This is a genomic window from Haladaptatus sp. QDMS2, from assembly GCF_029338295.1.
Lineage (GTDB): Archaea > Halobacteriota > Halobacteria > Halobacteriales > Halococcaceae > QDMS2.
Genome location: NZ_CP119791.1, coordinates 1,537,793 through 1,561,366, shown reverse-complemented (window position 1 = coordinate 1,561,366; position 23,574 = coordinate 1,537,793). Strand labels below are relative to the sequence as shown.

Annotated in this window: 27 protein-coding genes; 17 read left to right on the top strand and 10 right to left on the bottom strand. The window is 54.6% G+C overall.

Annotated elements, in window-relative coordinates:
- Positions 1-179: 179 nt before the first annotated feature.
- On the top strand, positions 180-935 hold the full coding sequence (locus P1M51_RS08480; RefSeq protein ID WP_276274351.1) for a hypothetical protein: 756 nt from the start codon (positions 180-182) through the stop codon (positions 933-935).
- Positions 936-1,144: 209 nt separating this feature from the next.
- On the opposite strand, the gene P1M51_RS08475 is transcribed toward P1M51_RS08480, so the two are convergent.
- Both P1M51_RS08475 and P1M51_RS08470 read right to left on the bottom strand, forming a co-directional pair.
- The gene (locus tag P1M51_RS08475; protein ID WP_276247771.1) at positions 1,145-1,624 is read right to left on the bottom strand and encodes a hypothetical protein; all 480 of its coding nucleotides are present in this window, start codon (positions 1,622-1,624) and stop codon (positions 1,145-1,147) included.
- Between the two features lie 325 nt (positions 1,625-1,949).
- Complete coding sequence (locus P1M51_RS08470) at positions 1,950-2,423, bottom strand: hypothetical protein (protein ID WP_276247770.1); 474 nt, start codon at positions 2,421-2,423, stop codon at positions 1,950-1,952.
- Between the two features lie 215 nt (positions 2,424-2,638).
- Here P1M51_RS08470 and P1M51_RS08465 point away from each other — a divergent pair, with 215 nt between their 5' ends.
- Positions 2,639-2,899 carry a hypothetical protein gene (locus P1M51_RS08465; protein ID WP_276247769.1) on the top strand — a complete coding sequence of 87 codons (261 nt, stop codon included), beginning with the start codon at positions 2,639-2,641 and terminating at the stop codon, positions 2,897-2,899.
- 437 nt (positions 2,900-3,336) lie between these two features.
- On the opposite strand, the gene P1M51_RS08460 is transcribed toward P1M51_RS08465, so the two are convergent.
- The 3 genes from P1M51_RS08460 to P1M51_RS08450 all read right to left on the bottom strand — a co-directional run bounded on the left by P1M51_RS08460 (position 3,337) and on the right by P1M51_RS08450 (position 5,447).
- Positions 3,337-3,825, bottom strand: coding sequence for a hypothetical protein (locus P1M51_RS08460; RefSeq protein WP_276247768.1), 489 nt, complete (start codon positions 3,823-3,825; stop codon positions 3,337-3,339).
- Positions 3,826-3,892: 67 nt separating this feature from the next.
- Complete coding sequence (locus P1M51_RS08455; protein ID WP_276247767.1) at positions 3,893-4,729, bottom strand: hypothetical protein; 837 nt, start codon at positions 4,727-4,729, stop codon at positions 3,893-3,895.
- A 148-nt stretch (positions 4,730-4,877) separates the two neighbouring features.
- The gene (locus P1M51_RS08450; RefSeq protein ID WP_276247766.1) at positions 4,878-5,447 is read right to left on the bottom strand and encodes a hypothetical protein; all 570 of its coding nucleotides are present in this window, start codon (positions 5,445-5,447) and stop codon (positions 4,878-4,880) included.
- Positions 5,448-5,768: 321 nt separating this feature from the next.
- On the opposite strand from P1M51_RS08450, the gene P1M51_RS08445 reads away from it, so the two are divergent.
- The 5 genes from P1M51_RS08445 (at position 5,769) to P1M51_RS08425 (ending at position 11,326) form a co-directional block, all read left to right on the top strand.
- Positions 5,769-6,764 carry a DUF368 domain-containing protein gene (locus P1M51_RS08445; protein WP_276247765.1) on the top strand — a complete coding sequence of 332 codons (996 nt, stop codon included), beginning with the start codon at positions 5,769-5,771 and terminating at the stop codon, positions 6,762-6,764.
- A 459-nt stretch (positions 6,765-7,223) separates the two neighbouring features.
- Complete coding sequence (locus P1M51_RS08440) at positions 7,224-7,601, top strand: hypothetical protein (RefSeq protein ID WP_276247764.1); 378 nt, start codon at positions 7,224-7,226, stop codon at positions 7,599-7,601.
- Positions 7,602-9,068: 1,467 nt separating this feature from the next.
- Entirely contained in the window at positions 9,069-9,437 is a 369-nt protein-coding gene (locus P1M51_RS08435; RefSeq protein ID WP_276247763.1) for a hypothetical protein, read from the top strand.
- 99 nt (positions 9,438-9,536) lie between these two features.
- Positions 9,537-10,592, top strand: a complete 1,056-nt coding sequence (locus P1M51_RS08430) for a hypothetical protein (RefSeq protein WP_276247762.1) — start codon at positions 9,537-9,539, stop codon at positions 10,590-10,592.
- Positions 10,593-10,726: 134 nt separating this feature from the next.
- Positions 10,727-11,326, top strand: coding sequence for a hypothetical protein (locus P1M51_RS08425; RefSeq protein WP_276247761.1), 600 nt, complete (start codon positions 10,727-10,729; stop codon positions 11,324-11,326).
- 104 nt (positions 11,327-11,430) lie between these two features.
- On the opposite strand, the gene P1M51_RS08420 is transcribed toward P1M51_RS08425, so the two are convergent.
- Positions 11,431-11,919: a hypothetical protein gene (locus P1M51_RS08420; RefSeq protein ID WP_276247760.1), complete on the bottom strand. Its 489-nt coding sequence runs from the start codon at positions 11,917-11,919 to the stop codon at positions 11,431-11,433.
- A gap of 143 nt (positions 11,920-12,062) precedes the next feature.
- Here P1M51_RS08420 and P1M51_RS08415 point away from each other — a divergent pair, with 143 nt between their 5' ends.
- Positions 12,063-12,506: a hypothetical protein gene (locus P1M51_RS08415; RefSeq protein ID WP_276247759.1), complete on the top strand. Its 444-nt coding sequence runs from the start codon at positions 12,063-12,065 to the stop codon at positions 12,504-12,506.
- A 99-nt stretch (positions 12,507-12,605) separates the two neighbouring features.
- Here the strand turns inward: P1M51_RS08415 and P1M51_RS08410 are convergent, their stop codons facing one another.
- The gene (locus P1M51_RS08410; RefSeq protein WP_276247758.1) at positions 12,606-12,947 is read right to left on the bottom strand and encodes a hypothetical protein; all 342 of its coding nucleotides are present in this window, start codon (positions 12,945-12,947) and stop codon (positions 12,606-12,608) included.
- A gap of 93 nt (positions 12,948-13,040) precedes the next feature.
- Between P1M51_RS08410 and P1M51_RS08405 the strand changes: the two genes are divergently transcribed.
- The gene (locus tag P1M51_RS08405) at positions 13,041-13,355 is read left to right on the top strand and encodes a hypothetical protein (RefSeq protein WP_276247757.1); all 315 of its coding nucleotides are present in this window, start codon (positions 13,041-13,043) and stop codon (positions 13,353-13,355) included.
- A gap of 43 nt (positions 13,356-13,398) precedes the next feature.
- The gene (locus P1M51_RS08400; RefSeq protein WP_276247756.1) at positions 13,399-13,803 is read left to right on the top strand and encodes a hypothetical protein; all 405 of its coding nucleotides are present in this window, start codon (positions 13,399-13,401) and stop codon (positions 13,801-13,803) included.
- Between the two features lie 173 nt (positions 13,804-13,976).
- Here the strand turns inward: P1M51_RS08400 and P1M51_RS08395 are convergent, their stop codons facing one another.
- Together P1M51_RS08395 and P1M51_RS08390 are read right to left on the bottom strand one after the other, a co-directional pair.
- Positions 13,977-14,408 carry a transcriptional regulator gene (locus tag P1M51_RS08395; protein ID WP_276247755.1) on the bottom strand — a complete coding sequence of 144 codons (432 nt, stop codon included), beginning with the start codon at positions 14,406-14,408 and terminating at the stop codon, positions 13,977-13,979.
- Positions 14,405-14,686, bottom strand: a complete 282-nt coding sequence (locus P1M51_RS08390) for a DUF6516 family protein (RefSeq protein ID WP_276247754.1) — start codon at positions 14,684-14,686, stop codon at positions 14,405-14,407. The genes P1M51_RS08395 and P1M51_RS08390 overlap by 4 nt, the downstream gene beginning before the upstream one ends.
- 369 nt (positions 14,687-15,055) lie before the next feature.
- Between P1M51_RS08390 and P1M51_RS08385 the strand changes: the two genes are divergently transcribed.
- Both P1M51_RS08385 and P1M51_RS08380 read left to right on the top strand, forming a co-directional pair.
- Entirely contained in the window at positions 15,056-15,712 is a 657-nt protein-coding gene (locus P1M51_RS08385) for a site-specific integrase (RefSeq protein WP_276247753.1), read from the top strand.
- Between the two features lie 61 nt (positions 15,713-15,773).
- Positions 15,774-15,965 carry a hypothetical protein gene (locus tag P1M51_RS08380; RefSeq protein WP_276247752.1) on the top strand — a complete coding sequence of 64 codons (192 nt, stop codon included), beginning with the start codon at positions 15,774-15,776 and terminating at the stop codon, positions 15,963-15,965.
- Positions 15,966-17,375: 1,410 nt separating this feature from the next.
- On the opposite strand, the gene P1M51_RS08375 is transcribed toward P1M51_RS08380, so the two are convergent.
- Positions 17,376-17,657, bottom strand: a complete 282-nt coding sequence (locus P1M51_RS08375) for a helix-turn-helix transcriptional regulator (RefSeq protein ID WP_276247751.1) — start codon at positions 17,655-17,657, stop codon at positions 17,376-17,378.
- 269 nt (positions 17,658-17,926) lie between these two features.
- On the opposite strand from P1M51_RS08375, the gene P1M51_RS08370 reads away from it, so the two are divergent.
- The 5 genes from P1M51_RS08370 to P1M51_RS08350 all read left to right on the top strand — a co-directional run bounded on the left by P1M51_RS08370 (position 17,927) and on the right by P1M51_RS08350 (position 23,475).
- On the top strand, positions 17,927-18,865 hold the full coding sequence (locus P1M51_RS08370; protein ID WP_276247750.1) for a hypothetical protein: 939 nt from the start codon (positions 17,927-17,929) through the stop codon (positions 18,863-18,865).
- Positions 18,866-19,490: 625 nt separating this feature from the next.
- Positions 19,491-20,573, top strand: a complete 1,083-nt coding sequence (locus tag P1M51_RS08365) for a transcription initiation factor IIB family protein (RefSeq protein ID WP_276247749.1) — start codon at positions 19,491-19,493, stop codon at positions 20,571-20,573.
- Positions 20,574-20,919: 346 nt separating this feature from the next.
- Positions 20,920-21,597, top strand: coding sequence for a plastocyanin/azurin family copper-binding protein (locus P1M51_RS08360; protein ID WP_276247748.1), 678 nt, complete (start codon positions 20,920-20,922; stop codon positions 21,595-21,597).
- Between the two features lie 270 nt (positions 21,598-21,867).
- Entirely contained in the window at positions 21,868-22,263 is a 396-nt protein-coding gene (locus P1M51_RS08355) for a hypothetical protein (RefSeq protein WP_276247747.1), read from the top strand.
- Positions 22,264-22,716: 453 nt separating this feature from the next.
- Positions 22,717-23,475: a winged helix-turn-helix domain-containing protein gene (locus tag P1M51_RS08350; protein WP_276247746.1), complete on the top strand. Its 759-nt coding sequence runs from the start codon at positions 22,717-22,719 to the stop codon at positions 23,473-23,475.
- Positions 23,476-23,574: the final 99 nt, after the last annotated feature.

The window sequence follows — 23,574 nt, the reverse complement described above, 5'->3', positions numbered from 1 at the left end:
ACCCTGTCCCTGTCAGAAGTGCCGTGCGAGATACAGAGGGTGAGTTCAGCATATCAGCAACTACAGATTCAACGCCTTTCGACTATAGTCACATATTTTTATCAATCGACAGGATGTAGAGTTACCAACGCTTGATGCTGACGTGAATCGCTACATCAAGCTTAAGCAGACAAATTCTGATGAAGAGAAACCACGATATCCTCTCCCCTACACCAGAGGCAATCTCATGGAGATTCAGGTTACGCTCTGACGCTGATACGGCTTCAGACGTCACCGACGAATTGCTCGGATATCTTCGAACCGTGCTTGACGCAGCGGAGGAACTGTACAGACCTATGGAGGTGGATATGCCGATCTCATGTTTCCCGCCGGAGGTCAATCCCAGTGACACGTTCGAGACGGTTGCAACAAAGCGCCTGCGAACACACCTCCTGTCTCCTTCTCATCAGGACCGGTTCGCGGTGCGGGCAGACAATCCAATCACCTACGGCGACCTCATGGCCCTCGTTGAAGGATTCCAGTGCCCAAATGGAACACTGCCCTACATTCGGATGGTCAAGTTGCTGCGCGGAGATACGCATATTCGACTGGCAGACGGCGACCACTGGATCTCAATCGATTCAGATCGCTACCGCGCATTCGAGGACGGGGTTCCAGTCGATGAACCACCATCCATTGATCCAATCAAGATTGAGCTACACCACCGACGGGGATTTTCCGACCGTACTGAGTCTTATTACGACCTCGAAATTCGGTCTAATACCGCTATCTGGCTTGAGGAGACGGAGATTGGAGATGAGAACCGTAAGCGATTGAGTCGGTTCCTTCGGTCCATCTATAATCTATCCGGCGTTGAGAGTCTTGAAACAGGAACAGACGACCATCGGTTCTCCGACGATGTTGTACGCGAATTAGCAATTGGGCCGACTGAATAAGAGAGACGCCACCAATCGTAGTGAAGGTGCGTCTGCAAGATATGCGCTTTCTATTCAGCACAGTCGTAGAAACCTCACCAGTCCCTGTCAGAAGCGGCATGCTGAACTTAGAGGAAGAGTTCAGCAAAGAGCCTGCCCTTTATTCACTGCGTTTCGAGTTCAACCCGCCGTACAAACGAATCAGCCCAACCTCACCCACTGAGTTTTGGTTAGCATCTCAGCGGTTGGTCTTCGTAGATATCGACACGGGAGGTCGGAATGAAGAGCGCATCTCCAACTGACAGAGAAGGTTCGGACGCAGGAAGGAACTCGCTGAGCGATGAATCGACGAGAATCGTTCCCTCTCCAACATCAAGTAGATACAAGCCTTCGCGGTCACTGTGTGGATCCGATACGTTGACTTTCGCAATCGTTCCGTACAGGTCGTAAGACCACTCCGACATCGGAGCGGCTGGGCGTTCTATGTGGGGCGTGACCGTGCTTCGTCGCTTGACTCCCGCGATTGGATGGGCGAAAACACATATCTCAGTGATATTCGGACGGATCCAGTGGATGTGAAGGTGGTCCGCTTCGTATAGCCTCATCACCAGTCCTGATGGTACTTCTGCGATGATAGTGAAAACGGGCTCTCCGTTGGTGAATTTCGAGTCCTCCAATTTGATTGATTCGACGGAGAGCGTAGCAAGCATTCACGTTACGTAGGTGGTTGGGACAAATGACCCTTTGTAAGGACGGTTCCCTGAGGTCCCGACTGTGGTCCCCCTCCCTTGGAGTAACGACCCTGCTGCATGCGCGCGCTCAATTCAGCACGGCCTCACCGAAAGCTACCCAATCTCTGCCAGAAGCGACGTGCGACAGGCAGAGGGACTATTCACCTTGACGACGGCGACGCCAATTTCCTAGCTTCTGCCGTCTCGCAGGTTACACACATCCCGATTCTAAACCCTGGACACGCAAGAGGGCAGCTAATCAGCACATGCACTTCTGCGCCTTCACCCGAGCGAACAATCCCTACTACGCAGGTGGTTGATTCGGATGAATGGCAGGCCAGTAGGATCGGAACATCAAGCCTAGTCCTATGCAATACACGATCGTAGCGCCGAGCAAGCTGGGTAAAATCGCATTCACTCCAAAAACAAAAATACCCGCCACGCCGGTCAGTGAAGGGCCGAGAATAAACGCGAATTCGCCCACGCCAAGAAAGTCACTCTTCACCGAGTCGCTATCATAAAACGTCTTATCCGAATGTTTTTGGAGCAACCTGATCCCGAGAGACAGGAGTGCTCCTGACACTCCTACGAAGAAGATACCTCCCAGGATAAGGACGAAGTGCACAACTCCAGCATCTCCTACGGCATGATCTACGTATTCTAGTTGAGAGGCGTATATCTGTGTAAACGTGAAAAGTATCACGCCGAGGTGAGTGAGTGCGGACGCGACGACTCCTCCGAGGCCACCGATCAAAGCCAACACCCAGCCAAAGATCATGCCGCTTCCCCGCCGCGAGCTTTGCGGATTACTTCTCGTCATTCACTATCTTTGGATATGTTGTTCAGTTAATTAGTCCTCTTGGAGAAGCCAAGTAGTGTTCAACCTCGCGCCCCATTTGTAGTGCGGCTCTATACCGTAGGTTCAAAAAGGAGCCAGTGTTGATGTTATCACTCAAGCAGAAAGTCTATGCGGAAGTACGAGAATCCTCACGAATGGCTTCTACGTTCTATGCGATTCGCCGATTGGGCGTAGTTCTCATTCTGGTTGGCGTCTTGCTTGTATGTTGGGGCGTGTATCAGGACTATGCTGCACCAGCCTGTATCGACACCCACGAAGGTGACGTCGCTGGCGGTGCCTGTGAAGAACCCGGTCTGCTGGAGTTGTTCGGCGGCGTTTCTCTCGCGCTCACCGGTATTGTTCTGGTCGGTCTCGCCCAGTCCCTCCTCTGGCGCAACCGCATTCAATCGACGTAGGCCCACATCGGCTGCATCGAGCTGATATCCGGGTCTTCAGGAGCACAACCGCATGAGAGTTGACTGAAGTCTCCATAGAACAGGCCGGCACAGCTGTTTTACCGGTTGCAACCCACTTTACGGAGCGGAATGAAACAGTGGATATTGGGTGTGACTGGCGGTATATTGGTTTTCTTGAGCCCTGCTCTCTTTTTTACGTCGTGCTCGGACCACTGCGGACGAGAGGGTGTCTCACTCTTCGGGATTGAGGTCACTCGCTTCGTTGGCGTTGTCATCAGTTACTGTACGAACGGGTCGGAGTGTACGATGGGGCTTGGGCCTGTCATGCTCCCGGTTGGATTGATTCTGCTCGGTCTCGCGGTCGTTCGACGATAACCAACCCCACCTCCACTTCTGCTATCTAAATACTCGTTCAGACACCCAGTCTCGTTCTCCATCTATGGTCTGTCCACCGTTGATTCTATCTTCCGTCGAACAAGCAGTCGGAGGAGGAGCCCCGCGATTAAGGTGCCAAACACGAGTACATTAATTCCCTGAAGTCCCGCAACCCCCGCCTGGGTCAACAGGAGTGCTGAAAGCCCGATATGCGCTCCGGTGACGAGGAGTGCGACCGCGAGCACCCACCGCCACTGACGGAGTTCGCTCCACTCGTCGTAAACCCATGACGACGACTCACGGCCAGCTCTCCGGACGGCCCACACCGACCGCACGGTGAGCAACAAGAACACCACCGCAATGAACCCGGCCACGAGCAGGTTGGACTCAGCAAGCAATCCTGACAAAATGAGGCGTCTGAGCAAGAGGCCGACGAAAATGGCGAGGGTGAGAAGGGCACCGGCCATCGCGCCTTCTCCGACGTAGAAGGCAACCCGAACCGGGCGAGAGTCGGCGGGCCTCGACGAAAACTGGGCGGTGGACCATTCCATCTTCTATGCCTCTTCGTGGGAGACAAGCAAATAATGTACAGACCATTGAGGGGACCAACGCAACCACTTATTTTGCGGAGGTTGAGGACAAGAAGTTCGTGAAGTGTGCGAGGAGGAAATAGAACAATACGAATCCGAACAGAACTGCTGAGATGAGGATTGCCCCAATCACTGACCCACTTCCCAGATACACGATGATTGAGAATCCGATCCCAAGCGTCCCAAAGACCAGGAGCCCAGCGAGTAGAACTGAAATAGAGGTTTTCGAGAGTGGTGAGCGAGCAGGAGTTGCGTTCTCGGTCGCAAGAAGGGACGCCATCTGGGGGAGGATGTCAGTCGGAATCATGAGAACCCTGTCGACGAGCACATCGTCATCTCGCTGGAAGGTAAGTACATTGTAGCTTCGGTTGCCAATGACTAGCTGTCTTCTCTTTCGTATTGAATCTAAAGCAATCTCATGGTGTGTGTGGGTGACGAAGCTAAGCGTCTGTTCGTGAGGATCGATCGAGCCTTGTGAGCTAAGGAGTCCTGCCAGCCAGAAAGACGTGAAGCACAGCACAAAAAACGCGATATGAATCGATATTCCCCATTGAAAAAGCGCTCCCAAACTTACCGTTGCAAGTACGGTCGAAACGCCGAACAAGATCGGGTTCATCACCTTGCGAAATTCTGTGAGTATCCAATGGGTTGGTGAGTGCCGAAGGGCAAGTATGGTCCTTGTAAGGAGGAGTGAAAATAGAACGCCAATTAAAGCGCCAATCGCAAGGATTTCAGGAGAAAATACACCTATCGTGAGAATATTCACTCCTAATACAATCAGATATGCCGGGAGCAAACCACTTGCAACGTACAGTAGTCCCCGTACAAGTAGCGACTCCTTCGGGCCCACTTTCCACGAATACATCGTCGTCCGTATTCGTCCTCTACTATCGGTTTGAAGATATACGTTCCTCTGACGACTGAGCTACGTTCTCTAAACCAAACGGCCCTGTTCTGAGCTATCCGGGTTGGAACAGTCAGTGAAACGCTAGCGATGGAATCCGGGTTACCCGTCAAAGATAACACAACAGCGACTGGCTCTCATTGAACTGACTCTGTTCTATCCCGGGATGACTATCTCGCCAGAGGTGGACTCCAAGGACTATCCACGCGAGCCCGTAGAGAGATATCCCACCACCAATCACGGGTGTTACAACGGCATTGAACAAAGGATCGGTCGGTAGTGCGAGTGCGAACAAGAACGCGATCCAGCGAGGGAGCCCTCGAACGATTCGTAGACGATATGCAAGAAGGATTGATCCAATCCCAATAAACAACAGACCGATGAGGGCAGGAATACCGATTGCAAAGGTAGCGGCGACATTGCCGGTGGAGATGGTCGCGTACCAGAGTGCGACGATTGCTAACAGCCCGAAGCCGCTTATCAGCGGGGCTATGTCGACACGCGAGATATCGTGTTTATTCTGGGACCAAATTCCGTAGACTGCCAGCGCGAGAAGGATAGGGATGATTGCAAGGGTCTTCATGTAGAACGGGAACAGGTCGTCAAGGAAGGGAACTAGCGCCCAGAGTGTCCCCCCGATCATACCGATCACCCCTGCAATTCGATTCGTATCGGCCATATATAGCGCACAATCTACATTGTCAAGTACGTTCACCCTCAGTGACACCAATCAAAAACACCCTCTCTGACAGAAGTGATCGGTGGATCCACTAGCTTAGCACACGAGCGTTCCAGCACGAGTGATACTGTCAGGACTGGTTTGCCCCACGTGTCGATGATGTTTCTCTCGATAATCCACCCCTGATCACTGGGTGCTCTCATTTACTTCAGCGCTTGTGACGGGATCTTGTTATCACAGAACGGTGGTATGCTACTGAGAACTTAAGCCAAATACAGTCAATTAGCTAACAGAACGCCGCGAAGCACTGTACCTCACCCAATGGTATCCGATTCACCAAACACCGAAACACGCACTCTGACCGAGTCGAGTCAGACCTCTCCCGAGTGGCGACGCACCTACGCCATCGGCCTGTGCATGGGCATCGCCGACGCCCTCCCCGGGGTTTCAGGCGGCACCGTCGCCCTCATCGCCGGCATTTACGAACGCCTCATCACCGCCATCAGCAGCCTCTCTCTAACCCATTTTCACACGCTCCTTCAACCACATACGCAGCGCGAGGGGGTTTTCAACAGAATTCGTGCGCTCGCTGACGAGGTGGATGCCGGCTTCGTCCTCGTGCTCGGTGCGGGGATGGCCACCGCCATCGTCGTGGTGACTCGCCTCGTCCATCACGCAAGCGAGGCGTATCCTGCGCTCTTATACGGGTTCTTTTTCGGCCTCATCGCCGCCTCCGCACTCATCTTGCTTCGAACCCTTCGCATCCAAACACCAGTGCAGGCCGCTGCGGGTGGACTCGGATTTATCCTCGCCTTTATGCTGTCGGGGACGCCCGCGCTGTTGGGTGGTGGCGGGCTGGGAACGGTGTTCATCGCGGGAGCAGTCGCCGTGAGTGCGATGATACTCCCCGGCATCTCTGGGTCCTTGCTACTGGTGATACTGGGTCAGTACACGCGGATGGCGACCAGTCTGAGCGGGTTCATCGATGCACTAATTGCGGTCTTGTTGGGCGGGTCGCTTGCTCGTCTGACCGAACCCGGAGTTGAGGTCCTCGTGTTCGTGCTTGGTGGGTTCACTGGATTGGTGTCTGTCTCTCGATTGATTCGGTGGGCGTTGGCCGCCCATCGTCGAGGGACACTGGCGTTTCTCGTGATGATGGTCGTTGGGGCGCTCAGAGCACCGGTTGCGCGCGTGGCTGAGACGGTTGGCTTTTCGCCTGCGATCGGCGTAGTGTTCGTGGGGTCTGCTGTGGTCGGTGTCGGTATCGTTCTGGTGCTCGATTGGTACGTGGTCGACCTCGATTTCGACTCACTCTAGCGTGATTTGTTGCTTGGGATAGGATTCTGGTCTGAAGTACCAGGCGAAGACTAATCGAGACCCAATTGAAGAGTTGTGATGACCTTTTCACCCATCTTTTTCTGTGGAGGGATACGCTCTAAATTCATCGCTTAGGCCCTACTCTGAGTGATTGTGGAGAGAGCGCCTTAGTATCACGATGTCAATTCAAATCGTTGCTAAAGGCTCAGAGTGGACGCCCACAGCTTGACGTCCTTATGTCCTTTATCGCTATAGTCGGTGCCACAATCGGGTTCCACTACCCTTATTTTTGAAGCAAATACGTCGAACTGACGATTTCCACAGATACCCATACAAGTGAATAGCAATGTGTGACACCGGAAAAGTCGGGGTGAATACCGCTCAAACTGATTATACTATCAATCCCAACACGTGCTTTCCAGAAAATATTTGTTGGCTGCTTTATGATTCTTTGTACCTATGAATCGGCGTACTCTCCTCGGCACTGCCGCAGGAATTCCAGCCATCGCAGGCTGTCTCTCGCTAGTCGATTCATCAGACGTGAAAGCCCACAAACGACTCGAAGTGACAAACAGGACAAAGAACACTGCGACCATTACGATTACAATTTCCGAGGCCAATTCAGCTCAAGATGGTGCCGTTTTTGAGGCAGAAAACACACTTGACCCCGGCCAAGTTGAAGTGTTTGATACTGATCTCTTGATAGACGAGACCTATGCGATTTCTGCATCCACAACTGGTGGTCTCGATGGGTCTGAAGAACTCACGATGTGTGACTGTATTCTTGTCATGACCATCTATGAGGGTAACATCGATATCGGCTTCGCGGCGTACTGAGTATGCGTAAACGTTCCGATTATTTGAGTTTCTAACCCAAAGTAGCGCGGTAGTCCTTGAAAAATTGTTCGTCAGCTCATCAAGAACCAAGAGTTTTGGTTGCCCACAAGGCATGGATTACTCGACTGGCTGCTATCCTATTCGGTCTGCTCAGGTAGAGAAAGACGGTGAACTCTCGTCCCAAATGGACATGTGGCGCATTCGTCCGCTCACGATACTGGTGAAAGCAGTTCCATGAATCGCTGTCGACTGGCTCATTCATACGATCGACAGGCTTCCTGAACGTTAGATACAGACGATACACGAGCCGATAGGTGAATCCGCGCTGATCGCTGAATCAGTAGCTATTGAATGTGGTGTTTGTATCGAAGACACTCAGGCGAGTACTCCCCACAGCACGAGACCCGCACCGGTAATAAGAAAGAACACCCCGAGTACACGGTAGGAGTACTCACCTTCTTCAGTCAGTCCATCGCCTTCTGGATGAAACGGCCAGTGACGTCTCCGAAAGGCGGTTTGGGGGGTTGCATAGAATGTCCAGCCAACCCACAGCGCAAATATCCCCACCACAAGTGACAGATAGGAAACCATACACTGTGTTTCAACTACAGCGAGAAATACGTTCCTTTGAAAACAGGGACTGTTCGAAGTGGTCAATCCACACTCTGTCTCGAACGATTCGACTGGGTCAACCGTGCTGACTCGCCCCTGACCAGCGTGCATATTATGCAGCATGACCGCTGTTGCCTCCCTGACTGCTGTCAGACGGCACGCACGGAACCTACAGGGTGTCGTGGCAAGCAATCGTTGTTTGTTCTAGGTGTCGGATGCGAACTGCGTGGTGTCTGGATGAGTGTCCCCGTTATTTTACTGAGTTTACTAGCTTCCAAAGGACGCCAATTACGCCAGTGACGACACTCACCATCGACCCATAGTGCACTACGTCCGAGAATGAATCCACACACTCGACAACGCCTCCAGTCTCATTTTCAGCCATTTGTTGGCAGTTTCGTATATCCTGCTGGTTCCACACGCCGACAAAAAGACCTCCAGCAATTAAGAGCAGAAACAGCACTAGCCAGCCGTTACGCAGAAACACGTCAAATGACATACTAGTAGTGGACCCAACCAAGAAAAGTACGTTTCGGTAATCAAGGGTTCTATCCGTCGCACCGAATCGGGGAAGCGATCTGTGACTAATACACACATCGATTCACTGGAACCGAGCTACGTGAGCTAGCGCCGACGGCGGCTCTCACAGAAAGACGAGATTATTCCTTTGAAGATTCGAGTCCGTACTCTCGTACATCGTATTCCCCATCCCAATCTCACTCGCTTTCGCGAGCGATAGGCTGTCCGTTACTAATAGGTCACCGCCATATACCGTATAAAAACCCGACACCATTCTATTAAACCTTAATGTTAAATCACCGCAAAACATTCATGCTTCATTACCAATAATAGAGCATGAATCAGCAAGAAAGTCGAAAAGAAGGAGTGCTTCTCATCTTTCTCATTGTTCTGGGTGCGGTGGACATCACAGTCAACCTAATTGCCTCGCAGAGAATTGCTGGTTCGTTTATTACCCAACTGCTCGTAGTAGGACTACTCGCGCTCGCAATAGAAGTACTCTATCGCCATGGGAGAGGAGCGTGGACCATTTTGGCAGCCAGTTTACTTGGTATCGGTGCCGTGAGTGATGCGTTAGTGACCTTCATTGGAGTCCCTGGTCTAGTAGAGTTTGTCCCCAAGCTACTGTGGAGTCTCGGCTTGCTGATTACACTGCATTCACGACGAGGAGGAACTGCTCCAGTGAAGATTGCTGACGCATCATAGCCACGAACTTTTCCGAAGGTGCGTACGGTATCACTCACACCCGCCGTCGCGAGCGATAGGCTGTCCGTTACTAATAGTCTTGGCCGGCTTACATGACGAGTGGCTCGGCCCAGACACTCCCGCACGAACCCGAAGACGCTCCGCTGGGCGTTGCTCGCCACGGCGATATTTACAGCGGTCGGTGGGCTTGCCGCCGCTGCTCTGACGAGGACACCGATTTTCACTATCTTCTACGGCGGCTTCGGCCTTCCAACCCGCGAGTTTCCCCTGCTTGCTGGACTCGCCGCGGGACTCGTCGGCGGAACCAGCTGGTGGCTGCTCTTTGAGCGACCCGGGCACTTGACCCGCGAGCGCGGCGGCCTCGTCGGGCTGATAACCGGCGTGCTGGTCCACCCCGTCGCCTGGGTGTTCATCCTCGCCCTTGACGCCATCCGAACGGGAGTCTGGGACGCGGAAGGCAATCTCCTGATATACCAGGTATTCATCATCTGGGGGCTGGGCCTAGTCGGCGGGTTCACCGTGATCATGGGTGTGTTCGCGAGCCTCCTCGTCCTCGTCGCACGCGAGCGACTGAGCAAGGACGTCGTTACCGGACGGAGCCTGCTCGTCGTCGGACTTGGCGCGGTTGTCGGAGGCTGGATCGCAGTCACGGTCATCGTGATTCTCGGTTCGCTCTTTCTGGTGGTGGTCGGCGGTGGGTTGCTGGCTGCGGGCGTCACCGTCGTGGCGCTTCGGCGACTCCCCGTGGTCAGAACGTTTCTCGGGTGGTGTTATCGGGTCGATCCCGAGGAGTCGGTGCAGGTGGGGGCTTCGTTTCGGCGGCGGCACGCCGTGGTTCTCAGTGTCGGCGTGATTGGATTCCTTCTGGGAGCGCTGGGGTATGCGTCGCTGGTGGTGACGTTCTGTAGCGAGGTGCTCGTGGAGATAACCCAGCAACCGATGGGGGCGCTGTACGTCTGTCGGTGGGAGTCCCGGTTCACGTTTTATCCGGTGTTTTTCGTCCTGACGAGTACATCCGTCCTGCTGGTGCTGAACCGCGTGGCCACTGGGTTTGCCCCCCGGCAGTCGATTCGTCGCGCCGTAGTCGAATGGGTTGTCTTTTTCGCGTTAGTATCGGCCAGTTACACTGTCGCGTTCGTGGTTCTGGGGCTGTAGATTCCGATTAAAGCAAGATTTACACGTCTGGGATTCAGCAAGTCGGGCACGTTTTCAGTCGTACCCATCCTATTTTGTAGGTTCAGGTTTCGACAAGGGGAATGTTCGTATTGTTGGGCCGTTTAGATGTCAGTATGGAACGTCGTCTGGTGGTGAAATCGATTGGGGTGGGTCTCACGCTCTCAGCGGGGTGTATCTCTTCTGCCACACCCGGCACCTCCAACCAGAACCCCACAGAAAAGCGTGTCAGCGTGGCCGGCGTTGCTGCCGTGCCCTCGGAGACAGGTGTGGAGTTTTCGATCGCGGTTGAACGAGCGGAAATCACCGCGCAAGCCCCCGCGCGCCTCAAGACAGTGATGACGAACGTGGGAGAGAGCGAGGTCAGCATTCAGCTGCCGTACTACAAAGGGGCGAGTTCGTGGGCGGGAGCGCCAGGCCTTCTCTTGTATTCATTTTCAGCACCAGACAGTCCTTCACCCAATTACTCTCCAGAGTGTTTTACACGACCAGAACTCGGCGAGCAAACGGGAGAGTTGGCGTGGACGACTGAAGAAACGCCGACACAGACGCTTGCCCCGGGTGAAACGTACACCGACCAACTCATCGTGGTGGATGACTGGACAGCACAGGGGTGTTTCCCTGTCGGAACCTATCGGTTCAAGTCACAGCATACAATTCGTGGTGAACACTTCACGTGGGGATTCACGCTCCAGGTTTCAGAACTGGATCGGTAATTCTCCACGCCTATTGAAAGCGGGTGGATTCACAGCTCACTCGTACAGGATGGTTCGGGAGGTCTCCGAGAGAAACACTCGAGGAAGATTCCAGAGTGACGATATTACTGATCGATTCCATCAACATTAATTCTGAGTTGCACTTCAAACTCTTTGTCATCAAATTTCACTCGATCACGAGCCGTGTACGTTCCCTTCGGATAGCCAGCCAGAGAGGGCGCAAACGTGAGAATGGCGTACTCCTCACAGAGGCGATCCCCTGCCGTGACCTTCCACAGTTTCCCAACTTCGATTTGTAGCGCTGACAGACCCATTGGCCAGCTCTTCCCGATTGGCTGGTCTGGAATCACATGCTGTTCGTCGTTCAACCGAGGCGGGAAGATCATCACTCGTTTCGTCTCGTCGTCGTTCCACGCGGAATAGCGATTGAACGGAGCGGTATAGCCGTAGTACAGCGTCGTGGGGGTATCTCCGAGGTATGTCAAGCAGACCGTGACGAGCGGTGGACTCGTTGCTGTGGGGGCGCTCGACGCTTCGACGGTGAGTTCGAGGGCGTCTGTCGGCGGGTAAATCTCCGTCGAATACGTTATCATACAATCAGTTCGCGCCCAGCCAATAGGGTTGTTTCGCCCGTTACACCACTAAGTGCTCAACTGGCCATTCTTCGGTCCGAAAGCCTGAGTGCAGCCGCTGAGTCACCGGAAAACCCATAGAGTAGGCAGTCAACTAACATGAAATGGTCTCTGGGTGGCTGAGGGGTGGTGCTCTCATCCTTGGGATAGCCTGCCTCGTCTTTGCCGGAACCGGCGTGTACGGGCTGGCAACAGCGCCACCCGCCGGGGCGAGCTATGCAATAGCAACGGTCGAACCAGTTGAGGACACACCTCCTACGACGAAGGTCATCACGTACAGTCAGCTCCCACCAGCTGCACAGGCATCGTTTGACGGCGCTCAACAGGATGGGACGGTGGTCGCAGTCTATGAATCAGAAGACCCGGAGGCGGTTCGGAGCATCCTTGCCCATCGCTACGTGCAAAAGGATGGGAGGTACTTCGAGTATTCAGTCATCCACGGCGACAACACGTACCCCCGGAGTCACACCGTGCTTGTCCTCACCCTCTCCGGGCTATCTGGACTGGTGCTGGTCAGCTACGGGCTCGAGAAACGGGATGGGGATTGATACATTGAATTGATTGGGTAGGGAAGGGGGTTGGGGTCTTTCAATTCTATCAACCGATTCCCGGTTCACTTCGTTTTCCGTCAGCATGGCCACCGATATCTACTCTCTTCCTGCGTTATTGAGAGCACTGTTCAACTCGTAGAGTTCCCGAACGACGTTACTGTTGGCGACTCGGTACCGGCGGGGAGACGTGTTCGGGACCTCCTCGATGAGTTCGACTTCAAGGAGGAGGTCGGTGTAGTTACCGACGGTCTGGCGCGTGACGCCAGCGTGCTCCGCGAATTCAGTTTTGTTGAACTCGCGGTTCGGCGGCAGATCAAGCAGCGCGTCTACGAGGATCGGAATGGCGTCGTGCTGCGTCAGGTAGAGCCACCCACTCGGATGCTCCTTCCGGAGTTCCTTTTTCTGACCGCGGTCGCCGTCCACGTGCTCAATGCTCATACAGGGGTTCAGACTCTGCGTGTGTATAAGAGTTTCCACTACTGTTAACGACCATTAACAGCCTTTATGTGGAAGTGACTTCATGCTTCGATTATGGATAAGCCGTCGGTGAAATGTGCCCTCTTGGCGACGATGATAGCGAAACACAAGTGGGGCACACCGATTACGGAGGAGGCGCTCCTCAATCTCTCGGCAATCAATGGCGACTATCCGACTGCACGTGAGGTCTACGCCGACCTCCGAAGTGAGCCCTACATCACCTACCGCGGGAAACGCGGCATTGAACTTGACAAGAGCCACTTCGACAAACTCGCTGATGTCCTCTACTACGAGTGCGGATGGGAATCTTGGGAGATTGCCAGTCGGCTCAAACACTACGAGGGAATCCAAAACCACGACTGGGCGTAAAAAGGGGAAACGTATATTATCAAATTGACACATTTATTGGTGTATGGTCTCCGTTCACTCTCGTCGATCCCTTCTCAAGCTCGGTGTAGCAGTCGGTATCGGTGGGTTTGCCGGCTGTACGTCGATGTTTGAGAAACCCCCTGAGCTTCGAATCCGTAACCTGACTTCCGAGAAACGATCGATCACCGTCCAACTCACCAGCGCGATAACCGGGAACACGTACATTGACGATGAATTCCGCATTCCACCAGGCGGCCCGCATATCACCGCCAAAGAAGTGTTCCCGTCAACTGGAGACTACGACATCTGCGCTGCCACGGACGGCATCTCCGAGCAGTGTGAAACCTGGATTGTCGAACAAGACAACCCCGAATATCACATTACTCTGAACCCATCCTCTGAGGAGGCAGACCTCCACTTCACAATGGGTCGATTCGACCAAGAATAGTGTTCGTCACACGCACGTCGAAACGAGTACGTGACCCCGTAATTGATTTCGCCCCCGCTCACGTTCAGTGATCGACACGCGCTCTATACAGCACAGCCTCGAAAAATCAGCAGCGGGTGGGGGTCACAATCAACCCAACACGCCAGCAGACAGTCTACGCACTGATTCGTTGCTCACGCCGACGTCCCGTGGTGAGACTTGGCGTTTGCCGTGTCGGAGTCGATGGGAAACGTAATCGAGAGATCGATCGCCTCGGCCCCATCGCGAAGAATCGGACGCTTGCTGTTTCCCGCTGTCGTGAATTCGATAACACCGAGCGCTTCGAGTTCTTTGAGGTTCCGGTGGACCTCTTTGTAATCGCGATTGACGAGTCGAGCCGTCTCTCGGATACTTTTCGGGCGCTCACTGGCGATGACATCCAGAAGCTGGAGGTTCAACCGACGCATGAGTCGTTCGACGTCGTCGAGATCCTCAAAATTGAGGATGAACGCTGCCTCCTGTTCGTCGAACGCTTTTCCAGCTTCCGCCCGACGGAGTCGCTCGTGAGCGGCTCGCTGATTATTCTCGCGCTGTCCATATGTGATTTTGAGTGTGTTCGTGGTCATGGGAGGTCCTGGATTTCCTTTAAGAACCGGTCACGGAGTGTTATCATTCCGGGGAACTCGATTTCTTCGATGCCGCCGGGCGTGTGGCGTTCGTGGCGCCCGGGTGTCTGGTTCTCGTTGTCGTAGCGGAGAATGACGCCCTGGCCATCGAGAAACCCGTAGTGAAGGGCGTGTCGGTACCCGCTGGGATACTGTGGGTCGTCAGTTCGGTAGATTTTCCGGCGAATGACCGTGTTGCTCGTCCTGTCTTCGGTGTTCTCGATGACCTGGAACGTCATTCCTCACTCTATGGTATGAACCCCATCAAAATAAGACTATGGGAAACACCCCATCAAAGATGAGCAGGTATTCTAAAGTTCTGTGACCGACGTGCGCTCTGAATTCAGCACGACCTCGGAAACCGACCTAGTCACTGCCAGAAGCGGCGTACGAGAGGCAGAGGGTATGTTCATCGAAGGTGAACTCTGTAGCTATTCTTTCAACCAGCCTCTTAGCGAGTGATTCGTCAGTGGCGAGTGCGGTGTCGCGCAATTGTCCGAGAACCCGTGATTCTCACCCAGATCCCCCCTGTGAACACCACCAAACACACCCTCTCTTGAACCATCCTTTAAGTATCACTGTCCTGAAAACTAGAATAGAGGACACCCATGCGACTCGACCCCTACCCCACCCGCGACGACGGCATGCGCGTCTGGCTCAGCAAAGAGGAGATGCAACAGCTCATCAACGAAGCTGACGGCCCCCAACAGAAGATTGCATTCTTGCTCGGCGGTCGGTGTGGACTCCGGCGGAGCGAAATCACGCAGGTCTGCCCGAAGGACTTCGTCACTGGCCCGACCGGGAAGCACGTCCGTATCTGGGAAGACTACGCCAAGCGCGAGCACTACCGCGAACCGCCTGTTCCCGACAATCTGTACAGCATCGTCGAGACCTTCGCGTGGAATCGCGACGACGATGCTCCTGTGGTTGATGTGCCCGACAAGTACGTCTACCGTTGGGTGCGACGCGCCGCCGACCGGTTACAGGTGCAAACTGGCGACGAAGGCTGGCAGTTCGTCGGTCCACATGATTTACGCCGAACATGGGGGACGCATCTCCTCGAGCAGGGAGTGCTCCCGAGCGTAGTCATGGCGTTCGGTGGCTGGGATGATTGGGATACCTTTCGGCGGCACTATCTCGGTGAGTTCTCACCTGAGGCGATTCGGCGTGAGTGTGCGAAAGTTGATTTCCTTGGTGGTGAGCCGGAAGTAGACCGCCTGCAGGTCGGGACGATGCCACAGCCGCGAACGCAGTATCGTCAGTGACTTCCAGAGAATGGTACTTGATTCCTGAATGTATTAGCATCCAGATATTCAACGAGTGGATATGAAATTCGACCTTCCACGAACGGCAGGAATTCTGGTCGCAATCATCATCCTTGGTGTCGGCGGCTTGGCTGCAAGCGGCGTCATGACCTTCCAGACGGTTCTTATGATGGTGCTCCCGTCGATGGTGGTCTTTGGGGCAGTTGCATTCTGGCTCGGGATGAAGTACGGCGAGCAGCGCCCACTCCTGTAATACGACAGCCAGTCAACTTCGCCCAACGGGTCGGTACACGACAGCGAACTCGGAATCGGTAGGCTCACCCGTCAGTGCTGCCTTCATCGCGCGTCGGGTCAAACATATAGAGGCAAGAATGAAACTGAGGATGGGTGGACCATCCTCATGCGGGAACACTCAATTAGGGCTTAGGTGGGTTAGCAGCCTTCCACAATCCCCTTACGCACCTGCCTTGAATGGTGTCGTGTGGAAGACTACATTTTATTCTTATATTTGCAATTTATAAAATTAATCTTCAATTTATAAATGAGATAAAGATGGGCAGTTTCACAAACTGTTGTAACCAGTATTAGGAAAGTTGGGGTCGGGAAAAACGGGATGGCCTACTGGGCTCCCGTTGAGGGGGATTCGTGGGGGAATCGCCCAGGTGAACGCAGACCGCTGGGGGAATACAAACGGGTGTTTGTGGGCCCTGCGTCGAACTACTAATGGACGCAACAACACATAAAACTGTCTATATAATAGATTATAATTATGTATGGTTTATTAGGATTTAACACCACTCATTGTCTGAACGTGTGGAAAACCCGGCCTTCAGGCGATGAGGACTCAGCAAAGTTGACTATCTATCATACTGTTCAATTAATAGTATAGTTTATCTTCACAGCACACCATTCTTCGTAAGTCGTGTGAGAACACGACAAGCCAAACGGGTGTGATGGTCCTTCGAACGCTTTCGAGAGTGGATAACAGCCCTCCTCACTCTCACAAACCACGAGGAATTCAATCTCGTCTCTTTCTCTCGTACGCGTGAGCAAAACGAAACATCCTCGCAAATGACTCTCACATGGTTTCATGAGATGAACCCCTCTGCCAGCGTACACGAGACTGTTGGCCTCATGCAACCCGCTCAGAAGTTCAGTCGCGAGTAGCTGACAGTGGTTCGGTGCTTCTGTAATCCTTCGTGCCAGAACGGGGAGAAAACGGGGCCTCTGTCAATGAGAGGGGGGTTGGGTGGGGTTGGCGTAGGAATAAACAGCGAACTCTGAAACTGAGTTCCACGTAACTACGCCATAATGTTCTATAACTTGTATTCAAATAATGTTTTTTGAACATGGTTATTAGTTTATTTATTGATATAATGAACCTCATGCCAGAATTAAATCCAGTTTCGTTAGTAAATCTCACGCGTTGAACTCTCTGTCATATCTGAGAAAGACCCTGACAATCGCCTGTAGCGTTCTTTTCACCAAGATGCAACCCGACCGCAGTTCGCAAGGAGACCATTCGATTGGAATGCCGATCGTCTGGTCACTCGGGAACACGGCAAAAACCTGCAGGCGTGTGTGACTGGGTGACCTATTTTTGAGGTAGTACAGGGCTTGTCTCCGCCCTCTCGAGGTTTTGGAGTGTCGGTGGCGTCAGTCGTCAGTCTTCGGTGTTCCGATACTGACGTTCCCATCGTTCACGAGCTTCGATCTCACGGCGCCCGCGTCGAGTAGCCGCATAGTAATTCGTCCGCCGGTCGAGCTCACCCTTCTCAACAAGGCCTTTCTCGACGAGCGTGTCGAGGTTCGGGTAGAGACGTCCGTGGTGAATCTCCTTCTCGTAGTACGGTTCGAGTTCTTCTTTGATAGCGAGCCCGTGAGGGTCTTCGCTCCCAGCAATGACATACAGCAGGTCGCGTTGGAACCCGGTCAAATCATGCATTGGTAAGCTGATGGTTCGCAGAGATTTAAATCTCTATTGGTCAACATATCGCCAATGGCAACAACACTACCTTTGAATCGTGTTGACTGCCGTTGCTCAACACGAAGTCTGGTTGTGGCACCGATCGTCAGACCGTGGTTAGTTTAGCAGCTGTCGAATTCTTTCCCATGCTAAAGGGCGAGATTTCCTTCTTGTGTGAAAATGGGGAAAATTGCTTGATACCTATGCACCGAATACGGCTTATTCGACCTCCCCCTCTCTAGGTAGCGATGAACAGCGAGGAGTTTCTTGGCCACCTCAAAGAGACGTGCGCCGACGCGATTGACACGTATCGGCGAGAATATCCAGAGGCTTCTCCGCTGTCCGAGTTCCATACCTACGACTCGCACAGCGCCCCAGCCAGCAAGCGCGATATCTGCACCTGTTTTGCGGAACTCACCGAGTTCTATGATGCGCTTTTCGAAGTGAATTCGACGCCGTTTCACCCTCTTTGGCGAGACCACCTCGTGTATGACTATTCGTGGCGGAAGCGAGTCGCACTCACAACGGGCAATCTCCCGGGGTCGTTAACGCTCGTGAGTATCGAGGGGCGGTACTCACGGAGTACAGGCTATATCGGCGTCAGTGGGGGACAGCTCCCCGCGCCGGTGGCGTACTCGTATCTCGCCTCGGAGCTGTGTCACGCCTACCAGCACCGCTTTGGGTCGCCGACGTGGGACCACCCGTATCTTCTCGAAGGCCTTGAGGTGGCTGCGTCGATTCGCGCACTGGAGCATCTTGCTCACGAATGGGACGATTCATCGCTGGCGCACGTTGCCGCTCGACAGCGGGTAATTGTCCTCTTACAGGGGGTACTCGCACACGGTACCCGCCAGGGTGGCATCACGCAGAAAGCTGTGCGCCAACTCGGTGTCACAAAGCGCGAACTGGTTGGCCTTCGAGCCACGCTTCCATGGCGGGTGCTTGGACGATTCCGGCCTCGGTATCGGTGGAGTAGTATCGCGTTCTTTCCCGAGTATCACCTGTTCGGCTCACTCCTTCTCGTGAGTGAGACGATGGACGTGTCTGAGACGTACGCGCGAGCGTTCCATGGCGAACATCCATGGGGGGAATTTATCAACGACTTTCAGTCGACCACGCCAGGCTGGGTTTGGCGGCGGTATCACCCGGCTAACGACGCCTGTCACCACCAGAGAACGCGCTCGTAGAGGTTTTGATCGTCGGGTCTGACACGGTGTTGTGTGGTGGTCGGTGTCCTTAACCAACATCTGTCTGTATTCATTCGTTCTGTTGGTTAATTCTTGAGTACTCATCCTCCCTGCGTCTACATTCGGCCCGCCCCGCTCGCCGCTTTCCGCCCTCCGCTTGCTCGCGGTTCACTCCGTTCGCCGCTCGCGTCGAGGCGCTCCCTACGGTCGCGCCTCGCTTCGCTCGCGACCGACCATTCCGGGCTGCGGTTCGCTTCTCACGTCGCTCACCGTTCCGGGCTAAAGTGCATGTGCCTTCGACGCCAGCAGGTACCCGCGAGGGATTGTGCTCCAGTTGGTGCTCACCCCCCACGCGTACTCTGCTGGCCGCTCGCTCCGGGCGGGTCGCTGTCGCACTCACTGCACTCGTGCGACAAGCCCTGCCTCGCTGCGCTTGGCAGGACGACGCGCGGTGCTGATTCTTTAGTCTCATGTGAACGCGCTCTCGCTCACGCCCATAGGGGCGCTCGCGAAGGCGCGAGCGAGAGCGCGTAGACGTATCTGTCGGTCGGTGTCGTTGAGAAATCCGCGATGTAATGGCATCGCGGTGTCGGGCGCGTGAGCGCCTTCAGGTGTCGTAACACCAATGTCGAGTACCAACGCGAGCGAAAAGACGGTTTCGGAGGAACAGACAACAACCACCAATCAGTGCGGTCGTGAACTCACAATCGAGCGAGAGCCTGCAGGACGGTCGAAGTGTCCGGAGTGTGATGGTCGAGTGGTGACCCAAGACGAGGAGTCGTTCTGTACTGATTGCGGGCTGGTCGTCGCAGCTGAGTGGGTCGACCTAAGCCCGACGCTGGTCGATCTGGGAATGATTGGTAATGCGTTGCAGAGCATCGAGACGGTGGATCCGCTGCGGACGGACAAGGGCCTACACACGAAGATTACGAAGAGTACTGACGGATACGGGAATCCGCTCAGTAACAAGCAGTGGAGGAAGTTCCAGCGTCTTCGGAAGTGGCACAGGCGCTACCAGTTTGGAGACGAGCGCAAGCGAACGAAACGGCTCAATGAGGGGCTGCGTGACGTCGAGATGATCGGCGGCAATCTGAGGCTTCCCGACCACGTGGTCAAGACGGCAGCGAAGTACCTGCGACGCGCCTCGGAGGCACGATTAGCCGGCGGGCGGATGGCATGGGAGGCACTCGCCGGCGGTGCCGTACTCATTGCAACACGTGAATCAAGGGTTGATCGTAACGAGATTGACGTCGGAGTGGCAACCTACACGAAGGCGCCTCACGAGCGAGTGTGTGCCGCGGCACGGAAGATTCGGTGCGAACTCGGAGTTGACACAGTCCCTGCCACTCGGCCGAACGCCGTGATGGTGGTCATGGACGCGCTTGATGAGGATGCACTCTCGGGGAGTGCAGCCGTGCGGACGTGGCGGCTGGCGAAGTATCTCATGCACCTCGGCGACCAAAAACCGGTTGGGCCGGGGACGTCGCGGCTCACTATCGCGGCGGCGGCACTCTATGGCGCAGATCGGTTGACGCCTCACAAACATCTCACCCAGGGACAGGTTGCGGAGGCGGCCAGTAGGGTCGTGCAGACGTCGAAAAGTCGGATCAGTCGGTACAGTTGCGAGCTCGTTGACGCCTTCGAGGCCCGACATGGAGGCAACGACCCGGGTATCGTCCTGGAGCAAGAGCCGGACACCTTGCACTGAGCGAAACCTCTCTCGTTTTTTCTTGTGACCGCCGCCCAACGGACACCCACCTCCCCACCCTCCGCTCCCGACGCCAGAGGCGTCGGCAGCCACAACCTCGCGACCCCTACTGAAAGGGACTATCGGAGTGATCCACAGTTTTGCCCGAATCCTCTCTTGTGGTTGGGAGATACAGCGTGCGAGATACAGAGACTCTAATCAACACGAGCACGTAGTACTCAGTATGGTCCCGTTCGTGTCTCGACGGCAGCTCCTCCAGGCGATCGGTGGGGGTGGCGTCGTTGGTCTTGCAGGCTGTCTCGCACGAATACCCGTCTCATTCCCTCTATCGGGACCACTCGTCCGAATGGTCGCGGCGGACTTCAACCCACCCCGGCTCGTCATCAAGCCCACTGAGACCGTGACCTGGTGGAACCAGAGCATCTACGACCACACCGTCACCGCCTACGAGAAGCGAATCCCCGAGGGGGCAGCGTACTTCAGTAGTGGCGGCTTTGAGTCCGAGGAACAGGCACGCAATGATGGTGATGCGAAGCTCATCAGTGACGGAGGGCTGTATCGACACACGTTTGAAGTGCCTGGCCACTATCACTATTTCTGCATCCCCCACGAGACGTGGGACACGATGGCCGGGACGATAATCGTAACCACTCCGGACGGTGAAATTCCGGAGCCTCCGGAGGTCGTCATTCCAGACACCGACCACGTCGTTCAGATGGGGCCGCATTCATATTTCCCCGAAGAGCTGACGATTCAGACAGGCGAGAGTGTTGGCTGGGTGAACGGGACGGGCATTGCCCACTCTGTCACGGCGAGTAGCATCCCGGACGGGGCGGCCTACTTCGCAAGCGGTGGCTTCGTGTCAGAAACCGCTGCTCGTCGGGATTGGGGTGGCCCACGCGAAGGCGACGTCCTTCCCAGCGCCCCGTTCACGCACACCTTCGAGACCGTGGGCGAGTACGAGTATTACTGCATCCTCCACGACCTCTGGATGCGGGGGACGATAACGGTCCGATCGGCGTAGTGCCAGCACCGGGTACGAGCCCGATACCCACGCAGTCTTTCCGACGATCGAGAGAGGAACTGGACGAATCTATTGCTGCATATGCGCTCTATATCTTGCACGGCACTTCTGACAGCGTTGGGGTAGATTTCAGAGATCGTGCTGAATGTAGCGCACGTATCTTGCAAAATCGGGGTCTGTACCAGATATATTTCACGAACTAGTCTCTCATTAGTTACTGTCCTCGAAATGCCGAAATGTTATCTCTCACTGATGTGAACGTGCTGATAGATGCCCTCCTCCAACCGCCGTGAATTTCTCGGCATCGGTTGCAGCGCAATGGTGACTCTCACAGGGTGCTTGAATCAGAGAACCGATTCATCTACGTATTCTGTGTTCTTGGTAATCAGCAACGAGAGTGATACGGACGAGACGATTTCTGTTAGCCTTGCCGATCTCAGTGGAGAGTCAACTCCTGAGCCACTTGTGAATCGTGAGTTTACGGTTGAGGCAGGTGGTTCACGAAATGAGACGCTGTTCGAGTACCGTTCAGGAGTCTTCGAGATCACCGTGTCCCTCGGAGGTAAAGAAACAGTGCAGAAGGCGCATGTTGGGACTCAGCATCTTGATATCGAAGTTCGAATTGATACGGATAGAAACCTTTCGACGGAATTGACACAGCATTAATTCTCTAAGTTCGGAGTAGTCTCTCCGATTATACCACTTGAAGAACAAACACACGAGTGTTCACTCTACGACTTTTGGTGATAGACTCTTCCTCTCTATCTTGCACGGCAATTCTGACAGCGTTGGGGTAGATTTCAGAGATCATGCTGAATGTAGCGCGCGTGTCAGTACAGGTGACCATCGGCGTTGAGGGGGGCCCATCCACACCGCCAGTCTGGCGAAGGATATCTTAGAAGCTCTCCCGGCGGAGATAGCGTTCAGATTCTCGGCGCTACGGTTCTCGCGTGACGACAAGTCCAGTCTACGCCTCAAGTAGTCCTCGACCCCGAGGTAGAAGCCCTGATAGTGAAATCAGTATACATACTTATTTGGATTCCTACCGTTAGAAAAGGGGTGAGCTCACCACTAGAAGACATCCGGTTCCTCGCCGATTCGCAGAATCGGGTAACTGCGATGGCGGAACTCGCAGCGGGTCCCAGAACGAGGTTGGAGCTCCGAGACGCGACCAGTGCCTCGAAGGCGACAATCAGCCGACTCCTGGGAGCTTTCGAGAACCGCGGATGGGTGGCACGGAGGGGAGAGCAGTATCACCTGACGGAGCTCGGAGCCTACGTCTCAACCGCACTCGGAGAGTTTCACGGTCGTATGGAGACGGCGAAAAACCTCCAGGGGCTGAACAGCGCGCTCCCACTCGAACGACTCGGACTCGAAATCGATGACTTGACCGGGGCCACGGTCACCTCACCGACCGCCTCGAACCCGCTGGCTGCGATGGTACGACTCCGGGAACTGGAACTTGGTTCGTTCAAATCTCTCGGCCTCGCCTCACTGTTCCCCGAGCCCTGTATCGACGCCAGACATGCCGCGGTGGTCGGTGACTCGCAGCGCTTCGAGGTGGTCGTCTCGCCAACCGTCGTCGAGGCGGCACTCTCGTCGAATTGCAGCCACAAGTTCATGGAACTGGTCGACGCCGACCGATGTGAAGTCCACCTTTACCACGGTAGCATCGAGCCTCTCGCATCCGTCAACGACGGGACAGCCTGCCTTGTGGTGAGAGACAAGAAGACCGACGCCATCTCGCTCGTTGAGACGCCGAATCCGACGATAGTCGGGATCGTGTCGGATGCGTTCGAGGAGTACAGAAGCCAGGCCACGCTCCTCACCACCGACAGCATCCGACGGATCTTCGAGGACGACGCTCCGGTGGCCTGAGCGTTCCGTTGCACGCCGTGCAACGCGAACAGGGGGCGTCTTGTTTCCACGGAATGCCTACATGACCGTCGGGGAACATCAGTATGATCTGGTAAGGCA

What these genes read in the sequence shown, in the direction of transcription:
- P1M51_RS08370 (WP_276247750.1), top strand. Translation starts at nt 17,927, where the DNA reads ATGAACAGCGAGGAGTTTCTTGGCCACCTCAAAGAGACGTGCGCCGAC.
- P1M51_RS08365 (WP_276247749.1), top strand. Translation starts at nt 19,491, where the DNA reads ATGTCGAGTACCAACGCGAGCGAAAAGACGGTTTCGGAGGAACAGACA.
- P1M51_RS08420 (WP_276247760.1), bottom strand. Translation starts at nt 11,919, where the DNA reads ATGATAACGTATTCGACGGAGATTTACCCGCCGACAGACGCCCTCGAA.
- P1M51_RS08460 (WP_276247768.1), bottom strand. Translation starts at nt 3,825, where the DNA reads ATGGAATGGTCCACCGCCCAGTTTTCGTCGAGGCCCGCCGACTCTCGC.
- P1M51_RS08435 (WP_276247763.1), top strand. Translation starts at nt 9,069, where the DNA reads ATGAATCAGCAAGAAAGTCGAAAAGAAGGAGTGCTTCTCATCTTTCTC.
- P1M51_RS08395 (WP_276247755.1), bottom strand. Translation starts at nt 14,408, where the DNA reads ATGACCACGAACACACTCAAAATCACATATGGACAGCGCGAGAATAAT.
- P1M51_RS08455 (WP_276247767.1), bottom strand. Translation starts at nt 4,729, where the DNA reads ATGTATTCGTGGAAAGTGGGCCCGAAGGAGTCGCTACTTGTACGGGGA.
- P1M51_RS08400 (WP_276247756.1), top strand. Translation starts at nt 13,399, where the DNA reads ATGGTCTCCGTTCACTCTCGTCGATCCCTTCTCAAGCTCGGTGTAGCA.
- P1M51_RS08375 (WP_276247751.1), bottom strand. Translation starts at nt 17,657, where the DNA reads ATGCATGATTTGACCGGGTTCCAACGCGACCTGCTGTATGTCATTGCT.
- P1M51_RS08470 (WP_276247770.1), bottom strand. Translation starts at nt 2,423, where the DNA reads ATGATCTTTGGCTGGGTGTTGGCTTTGATCGGTGGCCTCGGAGGAGTC.
- P1M51_RS08380 (WP_276247752.1), top strand. Translation starts at nt 15,774, where the DNA reads ATGAAATTCGACCTTCCACGAACGGCAGGAATTCTGGTCGCAATCATC.
- P1M51_RS08390 (WP_276247754.1), bottom strand. Translation starts at nt 14,686, where the DNA reads ATGACGTTCCAGGTCATCGAGAACACCGAAGACAGGACGAGCAACACG.
- P1M51_RS08360 (WP_276247748.1), top strand. Translation starts at nt 20,920, where the DNA reads ATGGTCGCGGCGGACTTCAACCCACCCCGGCTCGTCATCAAGCCCACT.
- P1M51_RS08405 (WP_276247757.1), top strand. Translation starts at nt 13,041, where the DNA reads ATGGATAAGCCGTCGGTGAAATGTGCCCTCTTGGCGACGATGATAGCG.
- P1M51_RS08350 (WP_276247746.1), top strand. Translation starts at nt 22,717, where the DNA reads ATGGCGGAACTCGCAGCGGGTCCCAGAACGAGGTTGGAGCTCCGAGAC.
- P1M51_RS08445 (WP_276247765.1), top strand. Translation starts at nt 5,769, where the DNA reads ATGGTATCCGATTCACCAAACACCGAAACACGCACTCTGACCGAGTCG.
- P1M51_RS08355 (WP_276247747.1), top strand. Translation starts at nt 21,868, where the DNA reads ATGCCCTCCTCCAACCGCCGTGAATTTCTCGGCATCGGTTGCAGCGCA.
- P1M51_RS08465 (WP_276247769.1), top strand. Translation starts at nt 2,639, where the DNA reads ATGGCTTCTACGTTCTATGCGATTCGCCGATTGGGCGTAGTTCTCATT.
- P1M51_RS08480 (WP_276274351.1), top strand. Translation starts at nt 180, where the DNA reads ATGAAGAGAAACCACGATATCCTCTCCCCTACACCAGAGGCAATCTCA.
- P1M51_RS08385 (WP_276247753.1), top strand. Translation starts at nt 15,056, where the DNA reads ATGCGACTCGACCCCTACCCCACCCGCGACGACGGCATGCGCGTCTGG.
- P1M51_RS08475 (WP_276247771.1), bottom strand. Translation starts at nt 1,624, where the DNA reads ATGCTTGCTACGCTCTCCGTCGAATCAATCAAATTGGAGGACTCGAAA.
- P1M51_RS08425 (WP_276247761.1), top strand. Translation starts at nt 10,727, where the DNA reads ATGGAACGTCGTCTGGTGGTGAAATCGATTGGGGTGGGTCTCACGCTC.
- P1M51_RS08450 (WP_276247766.1), bottom strand. Translation starts at nt 5,447, where the DNA reads ATGGCCGATACGAATCGAATTGCAGGGGTGATCGGTATGATCGGGGGG.
- P1M51_RS08415 (WP_276247759.1), top strand. Translation starts at nt 12,063, where the DNA reads ATGGTCTCTGGGTGGCTGAGGGGTGGTGCTCTCATCCTTGGGATAGCC.
- P1M51_RS08440 (WP_276247764.1), top strand. Translation starts at nt 7,224, where the DNA reads ATGAATCGGCGTACTCTCCTCGGCACTGCCGCAGGAATTCCAGCCATC.
- P1M51_RS08410 (WP_276247758.1), bottom strand. Translation starts at nt 12,947, where the DNA reads ATGAGCATTGAGCACGTGGACGGCGACCGCGGTCAGAAAAAGGAACTC.